Consider the following 16,962-nt stretch of genomic DNA (forward strand, 5'->3'; position numbering starts at 1 on the left):
ACCCCCCGGCATACGGGGCAACCGGATACCGGCCCACAGAGGCCGGATGGGGAGGAAAGACAATGTCATCGTGTGCACCTGAAGGTGCCGGCGGATCGCCGTGCCCGCGACTTTTCGCAATCAGTCAGAAGACCGGTGGCGCCTATGTCCGCTGAGAGGCGTCAGAAGGTAACGAATCCGGCTGAGTGGCTTCTGCCCGCTGCATTCATAGCAGTTGCCTCGTGGGTCATATGGAATGGCCCGCGTTACATTATCAGCTTTGGATGGGCCTCTGAGGCGACCCAAAACCTGTTCACGCCTGCTGGTGCTCTGGATTTCGCAGCGCTTGCTTTGCTGCCAGTGATCTTCATTGTCGGTATGTTCACGGTTCGCTGTGCTCCGATGGAATACGGAGACTGGAAGGGCTTGGATCGCGTGCCGCTTTTCATCGGTCGCATCACGATGCTGCTGATTGCGCTGATTGTACTCGTAATGCTCTACGAGGTTGTTGTCCGCTACGTGTTCGAACGCGGCACCTATTGGGCTAACGAACTCTCGCTCTGGCTTGCCGGGTTTGTGTTCCTCTTTTCAGGGCTCTATGCGATGCAGCAACGCAGTCACATCCGGATTTTTCTGATCTACGACACCTTCCCCCGCTGGCTCCAACGAGTTTGCGACAGCATTTCAGCCCTGCTCATAGCACTGTTTGCCTTCTTCATGTTCTACGGCGGATTCAAAGAGGCTTACGACAAGTTTCTGCGGTGGGAAACATTTGGAACAGCGTTTGACCCACCACTTCCGGCGACGCTCAAACCTCTTATCCTGTTCGTCATCGGCCTTGTCGCCTTGCAAGCTGCTTGGAACTTGCTGATGGACTGGAACAAGGAACCGGAAACCCACACACCGGCAGATGAAATCGACCAGGATGAGATCGCCGAAATCCGCGCGCACATCAAGGAATGAGCCGGTTGCACCGGTCAGTTGAGGACAGCTGAACATCATGGATATCGGAACTATCTCGCTCATCCTCCTGCTTGCCATGCTCGCATTGCTGGCGATCGGGATGCCGTTGGGCTTCGCGTCCGCGGCGCTCGCGGTCCTTGTGCTGGTGCTCAAGTTTGAACCCACACTGATACTGGAACCTTGGACCTTCGGGGAAGGCACACTCACCCGAAGGTTTGGCAGCGGCCCACTGAACATTTTAGCACAACGGGTTTACGGCCTTTTAACGGATTACGTACTGATATCGATTCCACTCTTCATTTTCATGGCCAGCCTGCTTGAACGTTCCGGCATCGCGTCGGAAATGTATTCATCGCTCAACGTCTGGCTCAATCGCACCCGCGGTGGCATTGCCATCGTTACGTCCATAATGGCCGTCATCATGGCCGCAATGTCCGGTATAATTGGCGGCGAGGTGGTCCTGCTCGGCCTAATCGCACTCCCGCAAATGCTGCGGCTCGGCTATAATCAAAACCTTGCCATCGGTACCATTTGCGCTTCCGGCTCACTCGGCACAATGATACCGCCCTCCATCGTCCTCATCATCTATGGGCTGATTACTGAAACCTCGATCAAGGCGCTGTTCACGGCGAGCTTCCTGCCCGGCTTCATGCTCGCCAGTTTCTTCATCATATACATAGTAGTTCGGACACAGCTTAATCGTGATCTGGCACCTTTGCCGGATCCGGACCCCAATGACCCAGAGTCTGGCGAGAAGGCCAAGCTATTCGCCGCGTTTCTCTCCATCCTCGGTGGCGGTCTCTTTGCCTTCCTGTTCTTCCGCGCCCTGTTCTTCACCGTGACGGGGCAGAATCTGGCCGAAGAGGGTGTCGACCCAATTGCCCTCGGCACCGCCGACTACCTACCGTGGTTTGGTGGCTTCACAGGCCTTTGCCTCTTACTAATCTTCTTCGTGCTGGGACGGGAACGTGCTGCTACAGGTTGGTCGATGGGTAAGGGCTTGGTCGCGCCCATTGTCGTAATTGGCGTCGTCCTGGGTTCAATTTACGGCGGCATCACAGGCATTACCGAAGCGGCCGGAATGGGCGTCGTCGCTGTATTTGTCATCTCTTTAATCCGAGGTGAAGCAAGTGTCGATCTCGTGTGGGACAGCCTGATGCGCACGCTGAAATCTACAGGAACGATAATCTGGGTCACCATCGGTGCCACGGCGCTCGCCGGGGCTTACACGATTGCAGGCGGACCAACCTACGTTGCCAATCTCATCCTTTCGGCCGATTTGCCCACAATGGGAATCATTCTGACGATGATGCTGATTTTCCTGTTCATGGGTGCGTTCATGGATTGGGTCGGCATTGTGCTCCTTATCATGCCAGTCTTTTTGCCCATTGTCCTTCGACTGCCGGTAGAGGAGATCGGGGTCTTCGGTCAACTCGATCCGCGTCACGTCGCAATCTGGTTCGGAGTGGTTTTCTGTATGAATATGCAGGTCAGCTTTCTGTCGCCGCCGTTTGGTCCAGCCGCCTTCTATCTGAAGTCGGTGGCACCGCCGCAAATCTCTCTAACCGACATCTTCAGCGGCTTTCTGCCTTTCATCGGCCTCCAGATTCTCGCTCTTTCGATTTTGCTGATATGGCCTCCGATCATCGCCATTTTCCTTTGATGTGTTGCAGACTTTATTCAACACTGTTCAGGATGCTGCATTTGAAGCAATCTCGCTGGCCGGCGTGAAAATCTTCATCGGCTGAACTTTTCGTTGGTGTCGGATCAAATACGGTCTTCAACTCCAACGGTCACCTCAAAGAGAAAGGCGATTGTGAGAAGCTCCCTTCTTATTACAAATTGGCGCGGTACAGCGGATTGGCCTCAGTCGTCGAAATGTAGTTCCGACATCCTCCAGCAACTAACTCCATAACCGCTTAACTCACGCATTCTCGCCATGTCGCCCTTGAAGATGGCGCGCCCATCTGCTCCGGTAACGCCGAGCTTTCCGCTCTTATCGTCGCACTCGCCATCCGCCAGGGAACACTGGAGCAGATGATAGATCAGCCAGTTCGCATCACTATAATCGGCCGTGGCCTTATCGGTTCCGCTGCGGCCCGCCACCTCGCGGAAGCAGGCCATGCTGTCACTCTTGTCGGTCCGCTGGAAGGCACCACACCTGGCAGTCATTGGGATGAGGGGCGGATCACCCGGAAAAATGCCACCGACCCGTTTTGGTCGGAAGTCTCCACTCGTGCAATTGCGCGCTATCGCGAACTCGAAGCAGCTTCCGGCGTCCGTTTTTTTACCGAAACCGGTGCAATGATGGCCGGGCCGGCTGGTGATGACTTTTTCCGTTGTGCCCTCAGCACCAGTTCCCGGCATCGAGACGCCAGTCAGCATCTGACATTTCCCGTTCTCCGACAGCGCTTCCCGTTCTTCCGATTTGTCGCCGGCACTGAGGCTTTGTACGAACAGCAGGAAGCAGGCCACATTTCTCCGCGAGCGCTCGTCGCTGCCCAGACACACCTTGCCGAGAAAAGTGGTGCACGACTGGTCCCTGCGGCAGCCACAGGCTTCCACATGACTGCTTCCGTCACGACCGTCACTACTACCCAGGGCGAAATCGAGGGCGATCAAATCCTGGTCGCCACCGGTGGCCTCACCGATCATCTGCTGCCGGGGCCACTCGGCCTTCGTGTCTATGCCCGCACTGTAGCCCTATTGGAAGTGAGCGAGGATCAGGCAATTCGCCTCAAGGAAATGCCCTCGCTCGTCTTCCGGCAGCCAGATGAGGCCGAACCCTACCTCTTGCCTCCTATCCGCTATCCGGATGGCAGGATCTATCTCAAGATCGGTGGTGATCCTGTCGACCATTTGCTGACCACTCGCGCAGAAATCCACGACTGGTTCGCAACCGATGGCAATCCACGAGTACGCGATCACCTCGAAGTCCTGGTTCGTCGACTTATGCCAGAACTGGAGATAAGAAGCGTTTCCTCAGCCGCGTGCATGACAACATTCTCTCACTCGGGCAAACCCATCATCGGCCGCCTCGGCCCGCGTCTCACCGTCGCCACCGCCGGAAACGGCGCAGGTGCAAAATGCTCGGATGAACTGGGCCGTCTGGCGGCATGTGCCTTGCTTGATCAGCCCGATAGTCTACTTTCGGAAACAGGAGTTCCTTCATGACACACATTGGCTTTATCGGCCTTGGCCTAATGGGCGGCGCGATGGTGGCCCGCCTGCAAGACAAAGGTTACGATCTTACCGTTCTCGGCAACCGGGACCGCACCGAATTGGACAAGGCCATCGCCCGCGGCGCAACGGAGGCCGAGAACGCCCGTGCCGTAGCCCAGAGTGCCGATGTCATCATGCTATGCATGGGCACCTCGGAACATGTCGAAGCAAGAATGCGCGGCGCCGAAGGCGTGATCGAAGGACTCTCTCCTGGAAAAGTCGTCATCGATTTTGGAACCTCACTCCCCGGCTCCACTAAGGAACTTGCCTCCGAGGTCGCAGCGCGTGAGTGTCAGTATCTTGATGCTCCCCTTGGCCGCACGCCTTCCCACGGCCGCGAAGGTCTCTTGAATATTATGGGCGCGGGTGACAAAGCCGCTTTCGATAAAGTCAGGCCGATCTTCGACGACCTGGGGGAGAATGTCTTCCATCTCGGTCCGGTAGGGACCGGACATACAATCAAGTTGATCAACAATTTTTTTGCAATGACAACCGCATCCGCCATGGCCGAAGCCTTTGCCATGGCCGACCGTGCGAACGTCGATCGCCAGTCGCTATTCGAGGTCATGGCAGCAGGTCCACTCAAGTCCGGAATGATGGAGTTCATCCGCAATTATGCGGTGGACGGGCAGGTGGATCTACTGTTTTCCGTTGAGAATGCAGCAAAGGACGTCGGCTATTACACCCTCATGTCGGAAGATCTGAACGCCCCAAGCATCATGAGCCAATGCGCCCTCTCAGCATTGGAAAGTGCAAAGACCCGCGGAGATGGCAGGAAGATGGTGCCAGAAATGGTCGACGTGTTCGCGAGTTTACTGCAGAAGAATTGAACGAAAGCGCTCAGGCTGGCCCGGGATAGCCTTGCGCGATCAGACTTTCAATCGCTTCGGTTATCTCGGGGCTGTCGGGCCTCACTGGCGTCGGAAACTCTCGCACTATTTCACCGTCCGGACCTATCAAGATTTTGTGGAAGTTCCAGCGCGGCTCAATGCCTTGCGTCGCTGCCCAATCATAAAAAGGGTGCCGATCCGTGCCCAAAACGCGGGTAATCTCGGTCATTGGAAGTGTCAGTCCGAAATTTACGGAGCAAAATTCCTTTACTTCGGCCTCACTTGCGTATTCCTGGCCGCCAAAGTCTTCTGACGGTATTGCCAGCACCACAGCCTTGCCGTCATAGGCTTCGTGCAATGCCTGCAATTGTTCATATTGGTAAGTAAATCCGCAAAGAGATGCAGTATTCACTACCAACACCGGCTTGCCGATGAAATCCGACAGGCGAATTTCGGCGCCATCAATCGAGTTGAAGGTGAAATCCATTTCGGCATCCTCAGCCCCCCAAATCGGGCCTGCCAGCATCGCCACCAGACTGACCAGAACCGCGCGCCGTCCAACCATCGTCATACTCCCCGTGTCTGTCCTATATATACGCACCAATTCGTGATTTCAGTTCATCCAAGCAAAAAAAAATGTTTTTCCGTTATTGCGGTACGTACCCGCCGAGCGCCAAAGCCGCGTGACAACATGCCCGCGCCGCGCTAGGGAAAATGGCAAAAGACCATATCACAGGGAGTACACCATGCGCCTTAAAGCCAAGCGCGCCTTCGTCACTGCAGCCGGTCAGGGTATCGGCCGCGCTACCGTCGAAGCTTTCATCGCTGAAGGTGCCATTGTCATGGCAACCGACATCAACTCCGACCTGCTTGACGGACTGGAATGCGAAACGGCCCGGCTGGATGTGACAGACAAAGTCGCCGTACAGTCCGCTATTGCAGAGTTCAAGCCAGATGTCCTGTTCAACTGCGCCGGGTTTGTACATTCCGGCACGATCCTAGAAGCCACGGAGGAGGATTGGGATTTTGCCTTCGCTCTGAACGTCCGGGCCATGTTCCACACTATGCAAGCGGCAGTGCCTGGTATGGTCGAACGCGGTACAGGTTCCATCATCAACATGTCGTCTGCTTGCTCTTCTATTATCGGTGCACCGAACCGCTTCATTTACGGCACAACCAAGGCGGCTGTGCTGGGAATGACAAAATCCGTCGCGCGCGAATACATCACATCCGGTCTCCGCTGTAATGCTATTTGTCCCGGAACGGTCGACAGCCCGTCGCTTCACCAACGCTTGAAGGCCACCGGCGACTATGAGACCGCGATGAGGGAGTTTGTCGCCCGCCAACCAATGGGCAGGATCGCTCAGGCAGAAGAAATTGCCGCTCTTGCCGTCTATCTTGCGTCGGACGAAAGTGCCTTTACCACCGGACAGGGTCACGTGATTGATGGCGGCTGGTCGGGATGACGGCTGAAAGGTTGCGCCTCGTCCTCGGCGCAACCGGCGCTGTTGCTGGCTTTGCATATTACATACTCCTGGAGGAACAGGCGCTTGCCATGGCGCCTGCCAGCTTACATCGTTTTGTAGTCTATTTTGCCATCGCCTTTTTTCCCGCATTCGGTCTTCTGGCCGGACCGCTGTTGCCAGCTGTCGCAGCTCTGCGTGCTGCCATTATCGCGACTGCCTTGTCCCTGCTGGTAGTCCTCGCCGGCCTGCGCTTCACAGTGGACCGCCCCTCCGACATACTCGAACCAGCCAGCAGTGGCCTGATGATCGGTCCGTTTCTTCTGCTGGTTACCCTCCTCATTCCGCTTTCCGTCACCAGACAATGGTTCGACTATGCCACTTTTTTCCGGAGTGCTTGGTCGGCAGCATTGAAAACGATTATTGCACTTTTGTTCCTGCTGTTGTTCTGGGCAGTCTACTTTCTGTCCAATGCACTACTGGAACTCGTCGGCATAGACATCCTTGATGATCTGGCCAGCGAAGAAGTGTTCAGCATTACGCTTTCAGGCGCGGTTCTGGGCGTGGTTCTCGCCATCGCCTTCGAGCTGGATGAATTGATCACCACCATACTCAGGCTGGTCTTCGGCCTGCTTCGTCTGCTGCTTTTGCCTGTTACTGCAGTCGCCACACTTTTTGTAATTGCCGCATTGGTACAAGGGCTCGATGTAGTGTTTAGCCAACGATCGGCTGCTGGCACCATGCTGGCAATGACTGCGGGTGCGATGCTGTTGGTAATTGCCACTCTGGGGACAAAGGATGAGGATTTCGCCCGGCACCTGATACTGCTTTGGTCCTTGAGAATTCTGGGGGCAGCGTTGCCGATCATGGTCTCCATAGCCATTTATGCTTTGTGGTTGCGTATCGGCGAGTACGGCTGGACCCCTGACCGCCTAGCAGGCATCCTTGCAGCAGCAGTTGCGCTGATCTTCACTCTGCCCGTCGCTGCGTACGCTCTACCCAGCAGATCTGACTGGCAACGTCACGTGCGCAATGGTCTGCTCTGGTCAGTCTTGGCAACTGTGGGGATCGCCATCCTATGGTTCACCCCCTTGCTCGACGCGCAGCGCATTTCCGCCCGTTCTCAGTTGGCCCGGCTCACTGGCGGCCTCACCGATCCGGCAACCTATTCCTACTATCCCCTCGCGCACGAATGGGGAAAAGCAGGCAAGAACGCTCTCGATTCCTTCAAAGCAATGAAACCTGGACCGGAAGTGCAGAGCCTTATCGCCGCCGCCGAGCGGGCAGACAACAAATGGGCTGCAGAACAAGTTGCGACCCGCGCCGGCAACGCCAGTAGCTGGCGGCAACTCTTCGCTCGGATCGAAACGCGTCCGGCGGCGGCAACTCTGCCGCCCATTGAAGATGTGGCATCAGACTCTTTGGCTCACAGCCCTCCTAACGGTCACAACGCATCCTGCCTTCAGGAGAACGAACCCCGATGCATTGCCGTTGCCGGTGATTTCTTGCCACGTGTTTCAGGTATCGAGTGGGCCATTGTCTCCCAGCAATACCCAGGCACCTATCCGCAGGTGACTCTGCTCTACAGTGATGCAGGCGTTTGGCACTTCAGCAGTTTTGGTGTGGATTTTTCGGCCGAAGATGATGCGGACCTAATATCGATCCTGCGTGACAGGCCACTGGAGTGGATTGATCCCGGAGTGCGGGGGCTCGCGATCGGAAACACGACTCTCATGCCAATGAACCCTAGGAACTGACATGACCAACATTCTTATTACCGGTGGTGGCGGCTTCATTGGCCAGAAGCTTTCTCAAGCCCTGTGCCGGGCTGGGTCCATTGCCGGCAATCCGATTTCAGGGTTAACACTGGTCGACATTGTCGCCCCGAAGATACCGCAATCCGAATTCGCGGTGGCTGCACTTACTGCCGACATATCCCATCCGGCAACTTGCCCTGCCCTTTTCGAAACACCTTTCGACGTGATCTTTCATCTCGCCGCTGTCGTCTCCGGCGCAGCAGAAGCGGACTTCGACCTCGGAATGCGCGTCAACATTTTCGGTACGCTCAACCTGCTGGAGGCCGCGCGCGCTGCCGGAAATGCGCCTATAGTCATCTACGCATCCTCTGTCGCCGTTCACGGTGGAGAGGAACCCAGGATTGTGCCCGACGGTGTCGAATTGAACCCGCAGACATCCTACGGCTGCCAGAAGGCCGTTGGTGAACTGCTTCTCAATGACATGTCCCGCAAGGGATATATTGATGGTCGCGGATTGCGTTTGCCGACCGTATCTATTCGACCCGGCAGAGCCAACGCCGCAGCCTCTTCCTTCATGTCCGGCATTTTCCGGGAGCCTTTGCAAGGCGAGAAGTCAAACTGCCCTGTCGGACCGGATTTCGCAATCTGGCATACCGCACCACGCACGATCATCGCCAACCTGATGCATGCCGCCACCGTCCCGGCGGCACAGTTTGGTTACAACCGATGCCTGAACCTGCCCGGTCGCACCGACACTGTGGCAGAGATGATTGCGGCAATGACGCAAGTCGTTGGACCGGAACCAGAAAGACTGATCACGTGGGAGCGTGACCCTGTGATTGAGCCCATTGTCAACGGATGGCGCAATCATTTTCGTCCAGAAAAGGCAATCCGTCTCGGCTTTCAGGCTGACCGGAGCTTTGCCGATTCAGTTCGCTGGTTCATGGAGGATGATCACCGGGACAAGCCCGCGTGAGACCAAAGCCACTCGCCCGTCCGCGAGAAGACAAAATAAGACTCGCCGTCGTCCTGTCCCTATCGGCATTTCTCTGCTTCACACTGATCGACACGATGGCCAAGCTGCTGGTCACCGCCATCCCGCCTTTGCAAGTAGTTTTTTTTCGCTACGCAGGCGCTTTCATTTTCGCTCTCGTAGCCTTCCTTCCCACCGAGGGCCTGAGTGTCTTTCAGTCCCGTGCGCCGAGATTGCAGGTGGCCCGAGCTATACTGCTCGTCTCCAGTACTTTTCTCAACTTTCTGGCGCTCAAGTATTTACCCCTGACAGTCACCACCGCCATTTTCTTCGCTTCTCCAGTGGTTGTCTGCCTTCTCTCGATCCCATTGTTAGGCGAGAGAGTCGGCATCCGCCGACTATCCGCCGTGTTTACCGGCTTCATCGGTGTACTTGTCATCACGCGCCCCGGTGGCACGGAATTTCATCCTGCAATGGCTTTTTCAGTGGGTGCCCTCGTTTGTGCATCGCTCTACTTCGTCCTCACCCGCATGGTTGCGGGCCGCGACGACAATCCCACCGGTCAGGTAATCACCACGGCATTGCCATCACTCGTCCTGTTGCCGTTGGTCCTTCCCGGATGGGTTTGGCCAGAAGGGTGGCTTTGGGCACCCGCAGTGGTCATCGGCCTGTTCGGCGGCCTCGGCCACTCCCTTTTCACCGTCGGACATCGCTATGGTGAAGCCTCGGTACTAGCGCCGCTGGTCTACATCCAAATCATCTATGCCACAGCCATTGGATGGTTGGTATTTTCCCAACCTCCGAGTGGGAATACGATCCTTGGCACGGGCGTTATCGTCGCTTCAGGTCTTTATCTCTGGCTAAGAGAACGCAAGCGTAAGGGTTAAGGACGGGACACGGTTTCAGGATTGCACCTTCGCGGAGTTACGGCGCACCGCTTGCAAGGGCGTAAGTAGCCTCAGAACGCTGTGCCGAAGCTCACCAAATGGTCAATAAGGCCTAGTTCCCGTTGTCACAGTCGCGATGGTGCAGAAGCTCAGAGCGCGTTTAAGAAACTGCTGGCCGACATGACGAAAGCCTCACTGGCTTTCTCAACGATCAAGCGCGGCGGCTCAGCGGCGGCATATCCGCGAACCTGGCCAGCGGTTCCGCCCAACGAGCCGCAGCCGGGCGGAAACGTAGAGAAATTGGATCGGCTCCATGCACTTGCCAAAGCACATCTTCCCCCAACTCGATCATTCCCCATGCATTTGCAGGCTCACCTGTCTGGTACGTCTCCGTCATCGCCTGCTGCGTCAGATGCCAGATGCCACCACGCTGCTGAGCCGTAGTCCAGTGCACGTGCCCAGAGAGGGTTACCAGCGGGCAACGGCAATGCTCAAAGACTTCGCTGACCGCCGCAATATTTGCGTAGGTCGCAATTTCCGCGTTTTCCTGAAAAAAATGGTTCCCGGTCATGTCCTGCTTGAAGGGTGGGACGTGGCTGGTCAACAACACAGGGCGATCGTCCTTGGACAGCTCTTCCCGTAGCCAATGAATATCCTCATCGTTCACCGTTAGTCCCCGACCGCGCACCAGAACTGTTTCCGCCCGCCACAACAAAAGCCGCCAATCCCCGGCTTCCCGTGTCTCATGCCCCATTGACTGGCCGAGTACTGACTCGTTGTCTGCGACGCTAAGATGGTCACGATCATGGTTACCATTGATATGCACTCTGGGAGCACAAACCTGAGACAGTCCCGCACAGACTTCTGCTTCAAGCCGCAGATCCGTCTGTCTGTCAATATCAGCTATTCTGTCGCCCAGGTCCAAAACGAGGTCGGGAGTTTGGGCGTTCGCCCATTTCGTGAAGTGTTCAAGCGAACGCATCGCCGTGCCTCCACGAATACCCTCGGGCCCGGTGCCGTGATGAATATCAGTTACCACGGCAATTCGAAATCCCATCAAAGCCTCTCAATCAATCTGAATATCAATTACGGCTATCACATGCCACAAACGCAAACTGTTAAAATGTTACACTCTGACAGCACGTTCTCAAAGCAAATCGTCCCTATCAACCAAAGGTTCCACAGCAGGCACAGATATCTCCTCGGTTTCACGCTCCGCCACCTAATACTAGCAAGAGAATGTTGCGTTGCTTGGATCGCAGAGAGATATGTACGGTCGGATTCGACGTCATTCTGAATTTAGGGTTCGGTTGGGGGCTCGATGAGTGCCACCTTCACAGACCAGTCAGCCGCAAGATGGCTGCCGTCCTTCACAATAGGCACATAAGCCAGAGCACGGTGAGGACTCGCTCGCGCGCTTCCGCGCCCCGCTGGAGCGTTTTATGGCCGCGAATATCACCCCTTCAATCCTAGCGCAGATCAATTTGCTGCACCGGCCAGCGAAGGACATCATGACCGCTGACGAGCTTCAATCAGCGACCGTTCGCTGCGCCTTACTCCTGAGCCAGTCACATATCGCAGTTTCCCCTTTCGTCTCGCTCCCCAAACCGCGACAAGCGGTATACACAGGACGCAAGTGCTGCAGCCCTTGCATACATGTTGCGGCGAAGTACAATCCAGGGAGAACCAAATGGAACTGCAAGACGAAATCCGCATCAATGCTCCCCGCGAGCGTGTTTATGCCGCCCTGAACGACCCGGAGATCCTGAAAGAGGCCATACCGGGCTGCGAGGAAATAACAAAGACCACTGACACAGACCTTGAGGCAAAGGTCTCGCTCAAGGTCGGTCCCGTAAAGGCGAAGTTCAACGGCAAGGTAAAGCTCGATCCGTCTCAGGCGCCGGAGCGCTTTTCGCTTACCGGTGAAGGTACCGGCGGCCCGGCGGGTTTCGCCAAGGGTGGCGCAGATGTCGAATTGGAGGAAGACGGCGACGCTACGATCCTGCGTTACACGGCGAAGGCCGATATCGGCGGCAAACTCGCCCAACTCGGCTCTCGTCTGATTACAGGCACGGCCAAGAAACTGGCTGGCACATTCTTCACCAGATTTGCCGCAGCGGTTGAGGATGCAGACGCAAAGACCTAAATAATTTTGCCGATTAGGGCCGGCCGCGGCGCCCTACAACAAAGCCAGCAACCGTTCCCTGTCGCCCCGGTCGTCTGCCCGTGTCAGTGCTACTGACAGCTCCTCCAGGGACCTAATTGAATGCCCTGCCCGAAATGCATCCACCTGCGGCAACAGCGCCCGTACGCCCTGCGCACGGGGCTGAAATCCGTCCCAGCGTAAAAGAGGGTTGATCCATACAAGCTTGCGCGCCGACAGCCTCAGCCGTTCGGCTTCCCGACCCAGCGCTGCCGGATCATCGCGATCCAGCCCATCCGTGATAAGCAGTACCACTGCCCCGCTGCCCATTACTCGCCGTGACCAGTCGCGATTGAAGGAGTGCAGGCAGGCACCGATCCTTGTGCCGCCCTCCCAATCTTCCGCTTCACGCCCGGCAGCTCGCAATGCGGCATCGACGTCACGCGCACGCATGTGCCGGGTGATATTGGTAAGCCGTGTGCCGAAAGTGAAGGTATGTACCTGCGACCAGCCTGCACCCTTGGCATTTGCAGCCGCGTGCAGGAAATGCAGTAGCATCCGGCTGTAGGATGACATCGAGCCAGAAATATCGCAAAGGGCAACAAGGTTCGGCCAGCGTTGTCGCCGCGCCCGGTACGCCAGACGCTCAATTTCTCCGCCCGAGCGCATTGCCGACCGCATCGTGCCGCGCCAGTCGGGGATTCGTCCCCGCATTGCAGGTTCAGTACGGCGCGAGGCGATAGGTCGTACAGGAAGGTCCAGAAGGGCTATCGCGCGCTTCGCTTCCGCGAGTTCGGCTGCACTCATCTGCTCGAAATCCATTTGTTTAAGTCGCTCGTCAGCCGAAAAGGTGAGCGTCGCATCAAACTCGACTTCTTCACCCGGCTGGTCTTCGGGCTCTTCAGGCCTTCGTGCATCCGCGCCCTCAAGCAGTGCCTCTGCCGCCCGCCGCTCAGCCGCCTGCGCCTCGGGACTCTGGTTTACGCCCCGTACCATCGGTGACAAAAGGCTCATCATGTGTTCAAGGAACTGCGGATCGCGCCAATAGAGCCTGAAGACTTGCCCAAACACGACGCGATGCTCGGGGCGGGAAACAAAGCAGGCTTCAAGCACTGCGTAGAAATCCCGTTTTTCTGAAAAGCCCGCCGCCTCGACAGCCCGTATTGCATCAACGACCCTCCCCGGCCCGACCGGCAACCCGGCCGCCCGCAAAGCCCGTGCGAAATGCGTGATATTGTCCGCCAGCTTGCCGTCCTCAGGCATCGGCAGATCGGCATAGGTTACCATCTCACCCACACCTCACTCATCAAAGCATCGCCCTTCCGCGATTGTGGCTGGTAAATCCCGGTAGACGGCCATGACCGTATCTTGCGAAGCAAGCGAGGGGCGGAGGGCGAGTCGCCTTCACCGAAAAAGGTAGCACGCGGCATGCTCACACCGGCGCCAGTTCGGCACGCGCCTCTTCGAGGAGACGTTTCGCCTCCGATCCCTCAATCTTCTGGATATCATCCTGATACTTGAGGATCGCGCCGAGCGTGTCCGCGATAACCTGCGGCGATAGTTCGATCACGTCGAGAGCTACAAGGCATTTCGCCCAGTCGATCGTCTCTGCCACCCCCGGTTTCTTGAACAGATCCTCCGTCCGAAGCTTCTGCACGAAGGCCACGACTTCGCGGCTCAGCGTCTCCTGCGCTTCCGGCGCACGAGCTGAAATGATGGCCATCTCGCGTTCAAAGTTCGGATAGTCGACCCAGTGGTACAGGCAGCGGCGTTTCAGAGCGTCATGCACCTCCCGCGTCCGGTTAGAAGTCAGGATGACAATCGGCGGCTCCGCTGCCCTTACGGTCCCCAATTCCGGGATTGTCACCTGGAAGTCGCTGAGCGCCTCCAGCAGAAATGCCTCGAACGGCTCATCCGTGCGGTCAAGTTCGTCTATCAGTAGTACCGGCGCCCCACCCGTCTGTGGCTGCATCGCCTCCAGCAAGGGTCTACGGATGAGGAATTCGTCGGAAAACAACTCTGAGCGCAGTTCGCGCTTGTCTACGGAGGCTTCGGCCGTCCGAATTGCCACCATCTGCGCCGCAAAGTTCCACTCGTAGACGGCGGACCCAGCGTCCAGCCCCTCGTAACACTGCAACCGGATCAATCGTCGCCCCAAGCCAGCAGCGAGTGCTTTGGCGATCTCGGTCTTGCCAACGCCGGCCTCCCCCTCGAGAAACAGCGGACGTCCGAGCTTCAGGCTGAGGAACACTACAACAGCCAGTGAACGGGAACAGACATAGTCTACCCCTGTCAGCATTGCTTGCGTCTCGTCTATGCTCTGCGGCAGTGCACTCATTCCGGTCTCCAATCCTGATCCGCACCAGATGATGGGCCGCGCAGACGGAAATCAACCCTCCTTTCAGGTCGGGTGTGTCTGCCTTAGGCCTTCCATTCCCCTGGCATCACAAGACTGGACCGATGGTGGCAATCAGGTTGTTCCAGATGCGTCTGTAAAATGGCCACTTTATCACCTCGGAGAGGAAAACGGGTGCCGATTGGGCGATGTAGTTGTCCTGCCGCGTCCGAAGCGCCGCTGTGGTCGCTTCGTCCTGCAAAAGGATATTGTTTTCGTAGTTGAGATCGAAGCTCCGAAGATCGAGGTTGGAGGATCCGATCAGGCTGATGACCCCATCCATTGTTAATGTCTTGGCATGCAGCAATCCGCCTTCGAACTCATGGATCTTGCAACCGGCCTCCAGCAAGCGCCGATAATAGCTGCGGCTGGCGGCGGCAACAATCCAACTGTCATTGCGGCGGGGAAAAATCAGCGTCACATCAATGCCGCGGTGCGCTGCGGCCCGCAAAGCCTCCAACACCGTCTCGTCGGGTACGAAATATGGGGTGGAAAGAGTCAGTTCCCGGCGCGCGCAGGCGATGATTATAGCGAAAAGTTGCGGCGTCGCACCGGAACGTTCGGTCGGTCCATCGCCCACCACCTGCGCGATAACATCACCCTCTTTTTGAACGACGGGTTGTAGGGGAATGACCTCGAGTTCCTCGCCAGTCGCCTGCATCCAATCACTGGCGAAAAGCAATTGGTTCTGTGATACCACCGGCCCGGTGAAACGTAGCATCACATCGACCCAAGGCGCGAACCTTGCCTTGATCCCGAATTCTGGATCGGCGGAATTGCGGCTGCCGCAATATGTCACCGCCCCATCAATCACGGTGATCTTGCGATGGTTACGCAGGTCGAGCCGGCTCGTAAGGATCGTGGAAATAACATTGTTGAACGGCAGAGCCACAGCCGTCTGCACGCCCGCTGCCGCCATTTGCTTCCAGAGGGCAGATTTTATCATGCTACGGGAGCCAAGGCCGTCGGCAATGGCTCGGCAAGTCACACCTCGCTCCGCCGCCCGCATCAGCGCCTCGGCCACCGCCGTGCCTGTACCGTCTGCCAGCCAGATGTAATAGAGAACATGCACATGGTCCTTGGCCGCATCGATATCCGCAACCAGCCGGTCGCGCGTCATCAAGCCATCCGCCATCAGTTCCGCGCAGTTCCCGGCTACCGGATGGAAGCCGTTGATGGATGCAGCGTATTGGGAGGCCGGTACATAGAGCGGGTTGATCAGGGTCTCGCTGGCGTCGGGGTCGCCCATCAGATCTATGGCCTGAGACCGAATGCTCTCAAAAATTTCCGCGTGACGTTTTTCCGCCCTATGGCCGAGGTCGATTTCCCCAAATAGGAAATACAACCCGCTGCCGAGATATGGCACGATGTTGATAACGATGAACCATGCCAACCTCGCTGGCGGCGTCAGGTCGTCGCGCAGCATGATCCTCAGTGTAAAGGCAATCACGATACAAAGATGTAGAATAGCAATGACAGACAGCAGCATTAGGCCTCTCGATCCAGCTCCAGCACCACCGGCAGGTGGTCAGATGCCTTTCGCGCCAGCGCCGAAACATGCACCCGCGCCGAACTAGCCGTCACGCCAAATAGGATAAATCGATCAAGTGCCGCACGTGGCCACGAGGAATGAAAAGTCAGCCCCGGCGTCACGACTTCGCCCAACGGCAATTGCAGGTCAGCCTTCCGTTCGTTGAAGTCACCAGCTATCACCGTCGGCCCCTCCGCCGATGCCACAAGGTGTGCCAGTTGCTGCCGCCGCATCCCAGGCGTCAGCCCCAGGTGAACACCGATAACCGTGATGCCGACCGGCGCTATCTTTGCTGCGACCGCACCGCGCGGTTCCACCGCTGGCAGTTCTACGCGCCGCGGCTGGTCCGCCGACATTGGTGTCCGGATCAGGATAACATTGCCGTGCCAGCCGTGGCTCAGCGGTCGAACGGAGATGTCGGCGATGACATAGCCCATCGCATCAAGCCTGGGCAACGGCAGGACGCCAGCTCTTGCCCCAATACGCCGGTCAGCCTCCTGCAATACTACCACATCGGCATCAAGCTCAGCCAACACATCGGCAATCCGCTCCGGATCCCGCTTCCAATCCAGCCCTACTGCTTTTCTAATATTGTAGCTCGCCAGACGCATAGTCGTCGCTTAATCGCTCCCATTCGACTTTTTCACATCGAGCCCACCAATCTCATACTGCTCGAGAAGATTGCCTCCCCCACAAATGGCCAGTCTCGGATGTAGGCGTGCTCGGCTAGAAGAAAAGCAAATCACCATTGTCGCCGTAACTTCACCCGCCTTCACCGGTCTGTGGTTGAAGTCTCTCCAACTGTCACCGTCACGGCCG

Annotated in this window: 15 protein-coding genes; 9 read left to right on the top strand and 6 right to left on the bottom strand. The window is 57.0% G+C overall.

Going from position 1 to position 16,962, the window contains the following annotated elements; translation table 11 throughout:
* Positions 1–72: 72 nt before the first annotated feature.
* From GO499_RS10215 to GO499_RS10230, 4 genes are all read left to right on the top strand, one after another.
* Positions 73–942 (top strand): TRAP transporter small permease subunit, encoded by an 870-nt coding sequence (locus GO499_RS10215; protein WP_284154677.1) that lies wholly within the window; start codon positions 73–75, stop codon positions 940–942.
* Positions 943–979: 37 nt separating this feature from the next.
* A complete protein-coding gene (locus tag GO499_RS10220; protein ID WP_161862092.1) occupies positions 980–2,605 on the top strand; it encodes a TRAP transporter large permease in 1,626 nt (541 codons plus the stop codon).
* A 374-nt stretch (positions 2,606–2,979) separates the two neighbouring features.
* Positions 2,980–4,116, top strand: a complete 1,137-nt coding sequence (locus GO499_RS10225; RefSeq protein WP_161862093.1) for an NAD(P)/FAD-dependent oxidoreductase — start codon at positions 2,980–2,982, stop codon at positions 4,114–4,116.
* On the top strand, positions 4,113–4,994 hold the full coding sequence (locus tag GO499_RS10230; protein WP_161862094.1) for an NAD(P)-dependent oxidoreductase: 882 nt from the start codon (positions 4,113–4,115) through the stop codon (positions 4,992–4,994). Before GO499_RS10225 ends, GO499_RS10230 begins: the two co-directional genes overlap by 4 nt.
* Positions 4,995–5,004: 10 nt before the next feature.
* Here GO499_RS10230 and GO499_RS10235 read toward each other — a convergent pair whose 3' ends face one another.
* Positions 5,005–5,559 carry a glutathione peroxidase gene (locus tag GO499_RS10235; RefSeq protein WP_348520770.1) on the bottom strand — a complete coding sequence of 185 codons (555 nt, stop codon included), beginning with the start codon at positions 5,557–5,559 and terminating at the stop codon, positions 5,005–5,007.
* A 181-nt stretch (positions 5,560–5,740) separates the two neighbouring features.
* Between GO499_RS10235 and GO499_RS10240 the strand changes: the two genes are divergently transcribed.
* From GO499_RS10240 to GO499_RS10255, 4 genes are all read left to right on the top strand, one after another.
* Complete coding sequence (locus GO499_RS10240; protein WP_161862096.1) at positions 5,741–6,460, top strand: SDR family oxidoreductase; 720 nt, start codon at positions 5,741–5,743, stop codon at positions 6,458–6,460.
* Positions 6,457–8,214, top strand: a complete 1,758-nt coding sequence (locus GO499_RS10245) for a DUF4153 domain-containing protein (protein ID WP_161862097.1) — start codon at positions 6,457–6,459, stop codon at positions 8,212–8,214. Before GO499_RS10240 ends, GO499_RS10245 begins: the two co-directional genes overlap by 4 nt.
* A 1-nt stretch (position 8,215) precedes the next feature.
* The gene (gene denD / locus GO499_RS10250; RefSeq protein WP_161862098.1) at positions 8,216–9,190 is read left to right on the top strand and encodes a D-erythronate dehydrogenase; all 975 of its coding nucleotides are present in this window, start codon (positions 8,216–8,218) and stop codon (positions 9,188–9,190) included.
* A 95-nt stretch (positions 9,191–9,285) separates the two neighbouring features.
* The gene (locus tag GO499_RS10255) at positions 9,286–10,074 is read left to right on the top strand and encodes a DMT family transporter (protein ID WP_284154678.1); all 789 of its coding nucleotides are present in this window, start codon (positions 9,286–9,288) and stop codon (positions 10,072–10,074) included.
* A 211-nt stretch (positions 10,075–10,285) separates the two neighbouring features.
* On the opposite strand, the gene GO499_RS10260 is transcribed toward GO499_RS10255, so the two are convergent.
* Entirely contained in the window at positions 10,286–11,131 is an 846-nt protein-coding gene (locus tag GO499_RS10260; RefSeq protein WP_161862099.1) for a metallophosphoesterase family protein, read from the bottom strand.
* A 633-nt stretch (positions 11,132–11,764) separates the two neighbouring features.
* Between GO499_RS10260 and GO499_RS10265 the strand changes: the two genes are divergently transcribed.
* Entirely contained in the window at positions 11,765–12,220 is a 456-nt protein-coding gene (locus tag GO499_RS10265) for an SRPBCC family protein (protein WP_161862100.1), read from the top strand.
* A 33-nt stretch (positions 12,221–12,253) separates the two neighbouring features.
* On the opposite strand, the gene GO499_RS10270 is transcribed toward GO499_RS10265, so the two are convergent.
* The 4 genes from GO499_RS10270 to GO499_RS10285 all read right to left on the bottom strand — a co-directional run bounded on the left by GO499_RS10270 (position 12,254) and on the right by GO499_RS10285 (position 16,754).
* Complete coding sequence (locus GO499_RS10270) at positions 12,254–13,504, bottom strand: vWA domain-containing protein (protein ID WP_161863921.1); 1,251 nt, start codon at positions 13,502–13,504, stop codon at positions 12,254–12,256.
* A gap of 145 nt (positions 13,505–13,649) precedes the next feature.
* On the bottom strand, positions 13,650–14,555 hold the full coding sequence (locus GO499_RS10275) for an AAA family ATPase (RefSeq protein WP_161862101.1): 906 nt from the start codon (positions 14,553–14,555) through the stop codon (positions 13,650–13,652).
* A gap of 106 nt (positions 14,556–14,661) precedes the next feature.
* On the bottom strand, positions 14,662–16,101 hold the full coding sequence (gene cls, locus GO499_RS10280; protein ID WP_284154679.1) for a cardiolipin synthase: 1,440 nt from the start codon (positions 16,099–16,101) through the stop codon (positions 14,662–14,664).
* A complete protein-coding gene (locus GO499_RS10285) occupies positions 16,101–16,754 on the bottom strand; it encodes an endonuclease/exonuclease/phosphatase family protein (protein WP_161862102.1) in 654 nt (217 codons plus the stop codon). Before GO499_RS10285 ends, cls begins: the two co-directional genes overlap by 1 nt.
* Positions 16,755–16,962: the final 208 nt, after the last annotated feature.

The organism is Algicella marina (assembly GCF_009931615.1).
Classification (GTDB): domain Bacteria; phylum Pseudomonadota; class Alphaproteobacteria; order Rhodobacterales; family Rhodobacteraceae; genus Algicella; species Algicella marina.

What these genes read in the sequence shown, in the direction of transcription:
- GO499_RS10220 (WP_161862092.1), top strand. Translation starts at nt 980, where the DNA reads ATGGATATCGGAACTATCTCGCTCATCCTCCTGCTTGCCATGCTCGCA.
- GO499_RS10285 (WP_161862102.1), bottom strand. Translation starts at nt 16,754, where the DNA reads ATGCGTCTGGCGAGCTACAATATTAGAAAAGCAGTAGGGCTGGATTGG.
- GO499_RS10235 (WP_348520770.1), bottom strand. Translation starts at nt 5,559, where the DNA reads ATGGTTGGACGGCGCGCGGTTCTGGTCAGTCTGGTGGCGATGCTGGCA.
- GO499_RS10260 (WP_161862099.1), bottom strand. Translation starts at nt 11,131, where the DNA reads ATGGGATTTCGAATTGCCGTGGTAACTGATATTCATCACGGCACCGGG.
- GO499_RS10265 (WP_161862100.1), top strand. Translation starts at nt 11,765, where the DNA reads ATGGAACTGCAAGACGAAATCCGCATCAATGCTCCCCGCGAGCGTGTT.
- GO499_RS10275 (WP_161862101.1), bottom strand. Translation starts at nt 14,555, where the DNA reads ATGAGTGCACTGCCGCAGAGCATAGACGAGACGCAAGCAATGCTGACA.
- denD (WP_161862098.1), top strand. Translation starts at nt 8,216, where the DNA reads ATGACCAACATTCTTATTACCGGTGGTGGCGGCTTCATTGGCCAGAAG.
- GO499_RS10270 (WP_161863921.1), bottom strand. Translation starts at nt 13,504, where the DNA reads ATGGTAACCTATGCCGATCTGCCGATGCCTGAGGACGGCAAGCTGGCG.
- cls (WP_284154679.1), bottom strand. Translation starts at nt 16,101, where the DNA reads ATGCTGCTGTCTGTCATTGCTATTCTACATCTTTGTATCGTGATTGCC.
- GO499_RS10230 (WP_161862094.1), top strand. Translation starts at nt 4,113, where the DNA reads ATGACACACATTGGCTTTATCGGCCTTGGCCTAATGGGCGGCGCGATG.
- GO499_RS10225 (WP_161862093.1), top strand. Translation starts at nt 2,980, where the DNA reads ATGATAGATCAGCCAGTTCGCATCACTATAATCGGCCGTGGCCTTATC.
- GO499_RS10255 (WP_284154678.1), top strand. Translation starts at nt 9,286, where the DNA reads ATGGCCAAGCTGCTGGTCACCGCCATCCCGCCTTTGCAAGTAGTTTTT.
- GO499_RS10245 (WP_161862097.1), top strand. Translation starts at nt 6,457, where the DNA reads ATGACGGCTGAAAGGTTGCGCCTCGTCCTCGGCGCAACCGGCGCTGTT.
- GO499_RS10240 (WP_161862096.1), top strand. Translation starts at nt 5,741, where the DNA reads ATGCGCCTTAAAGCCAAGCGCGCCTTCGTCACTGCAGCCGGTCAGGGT.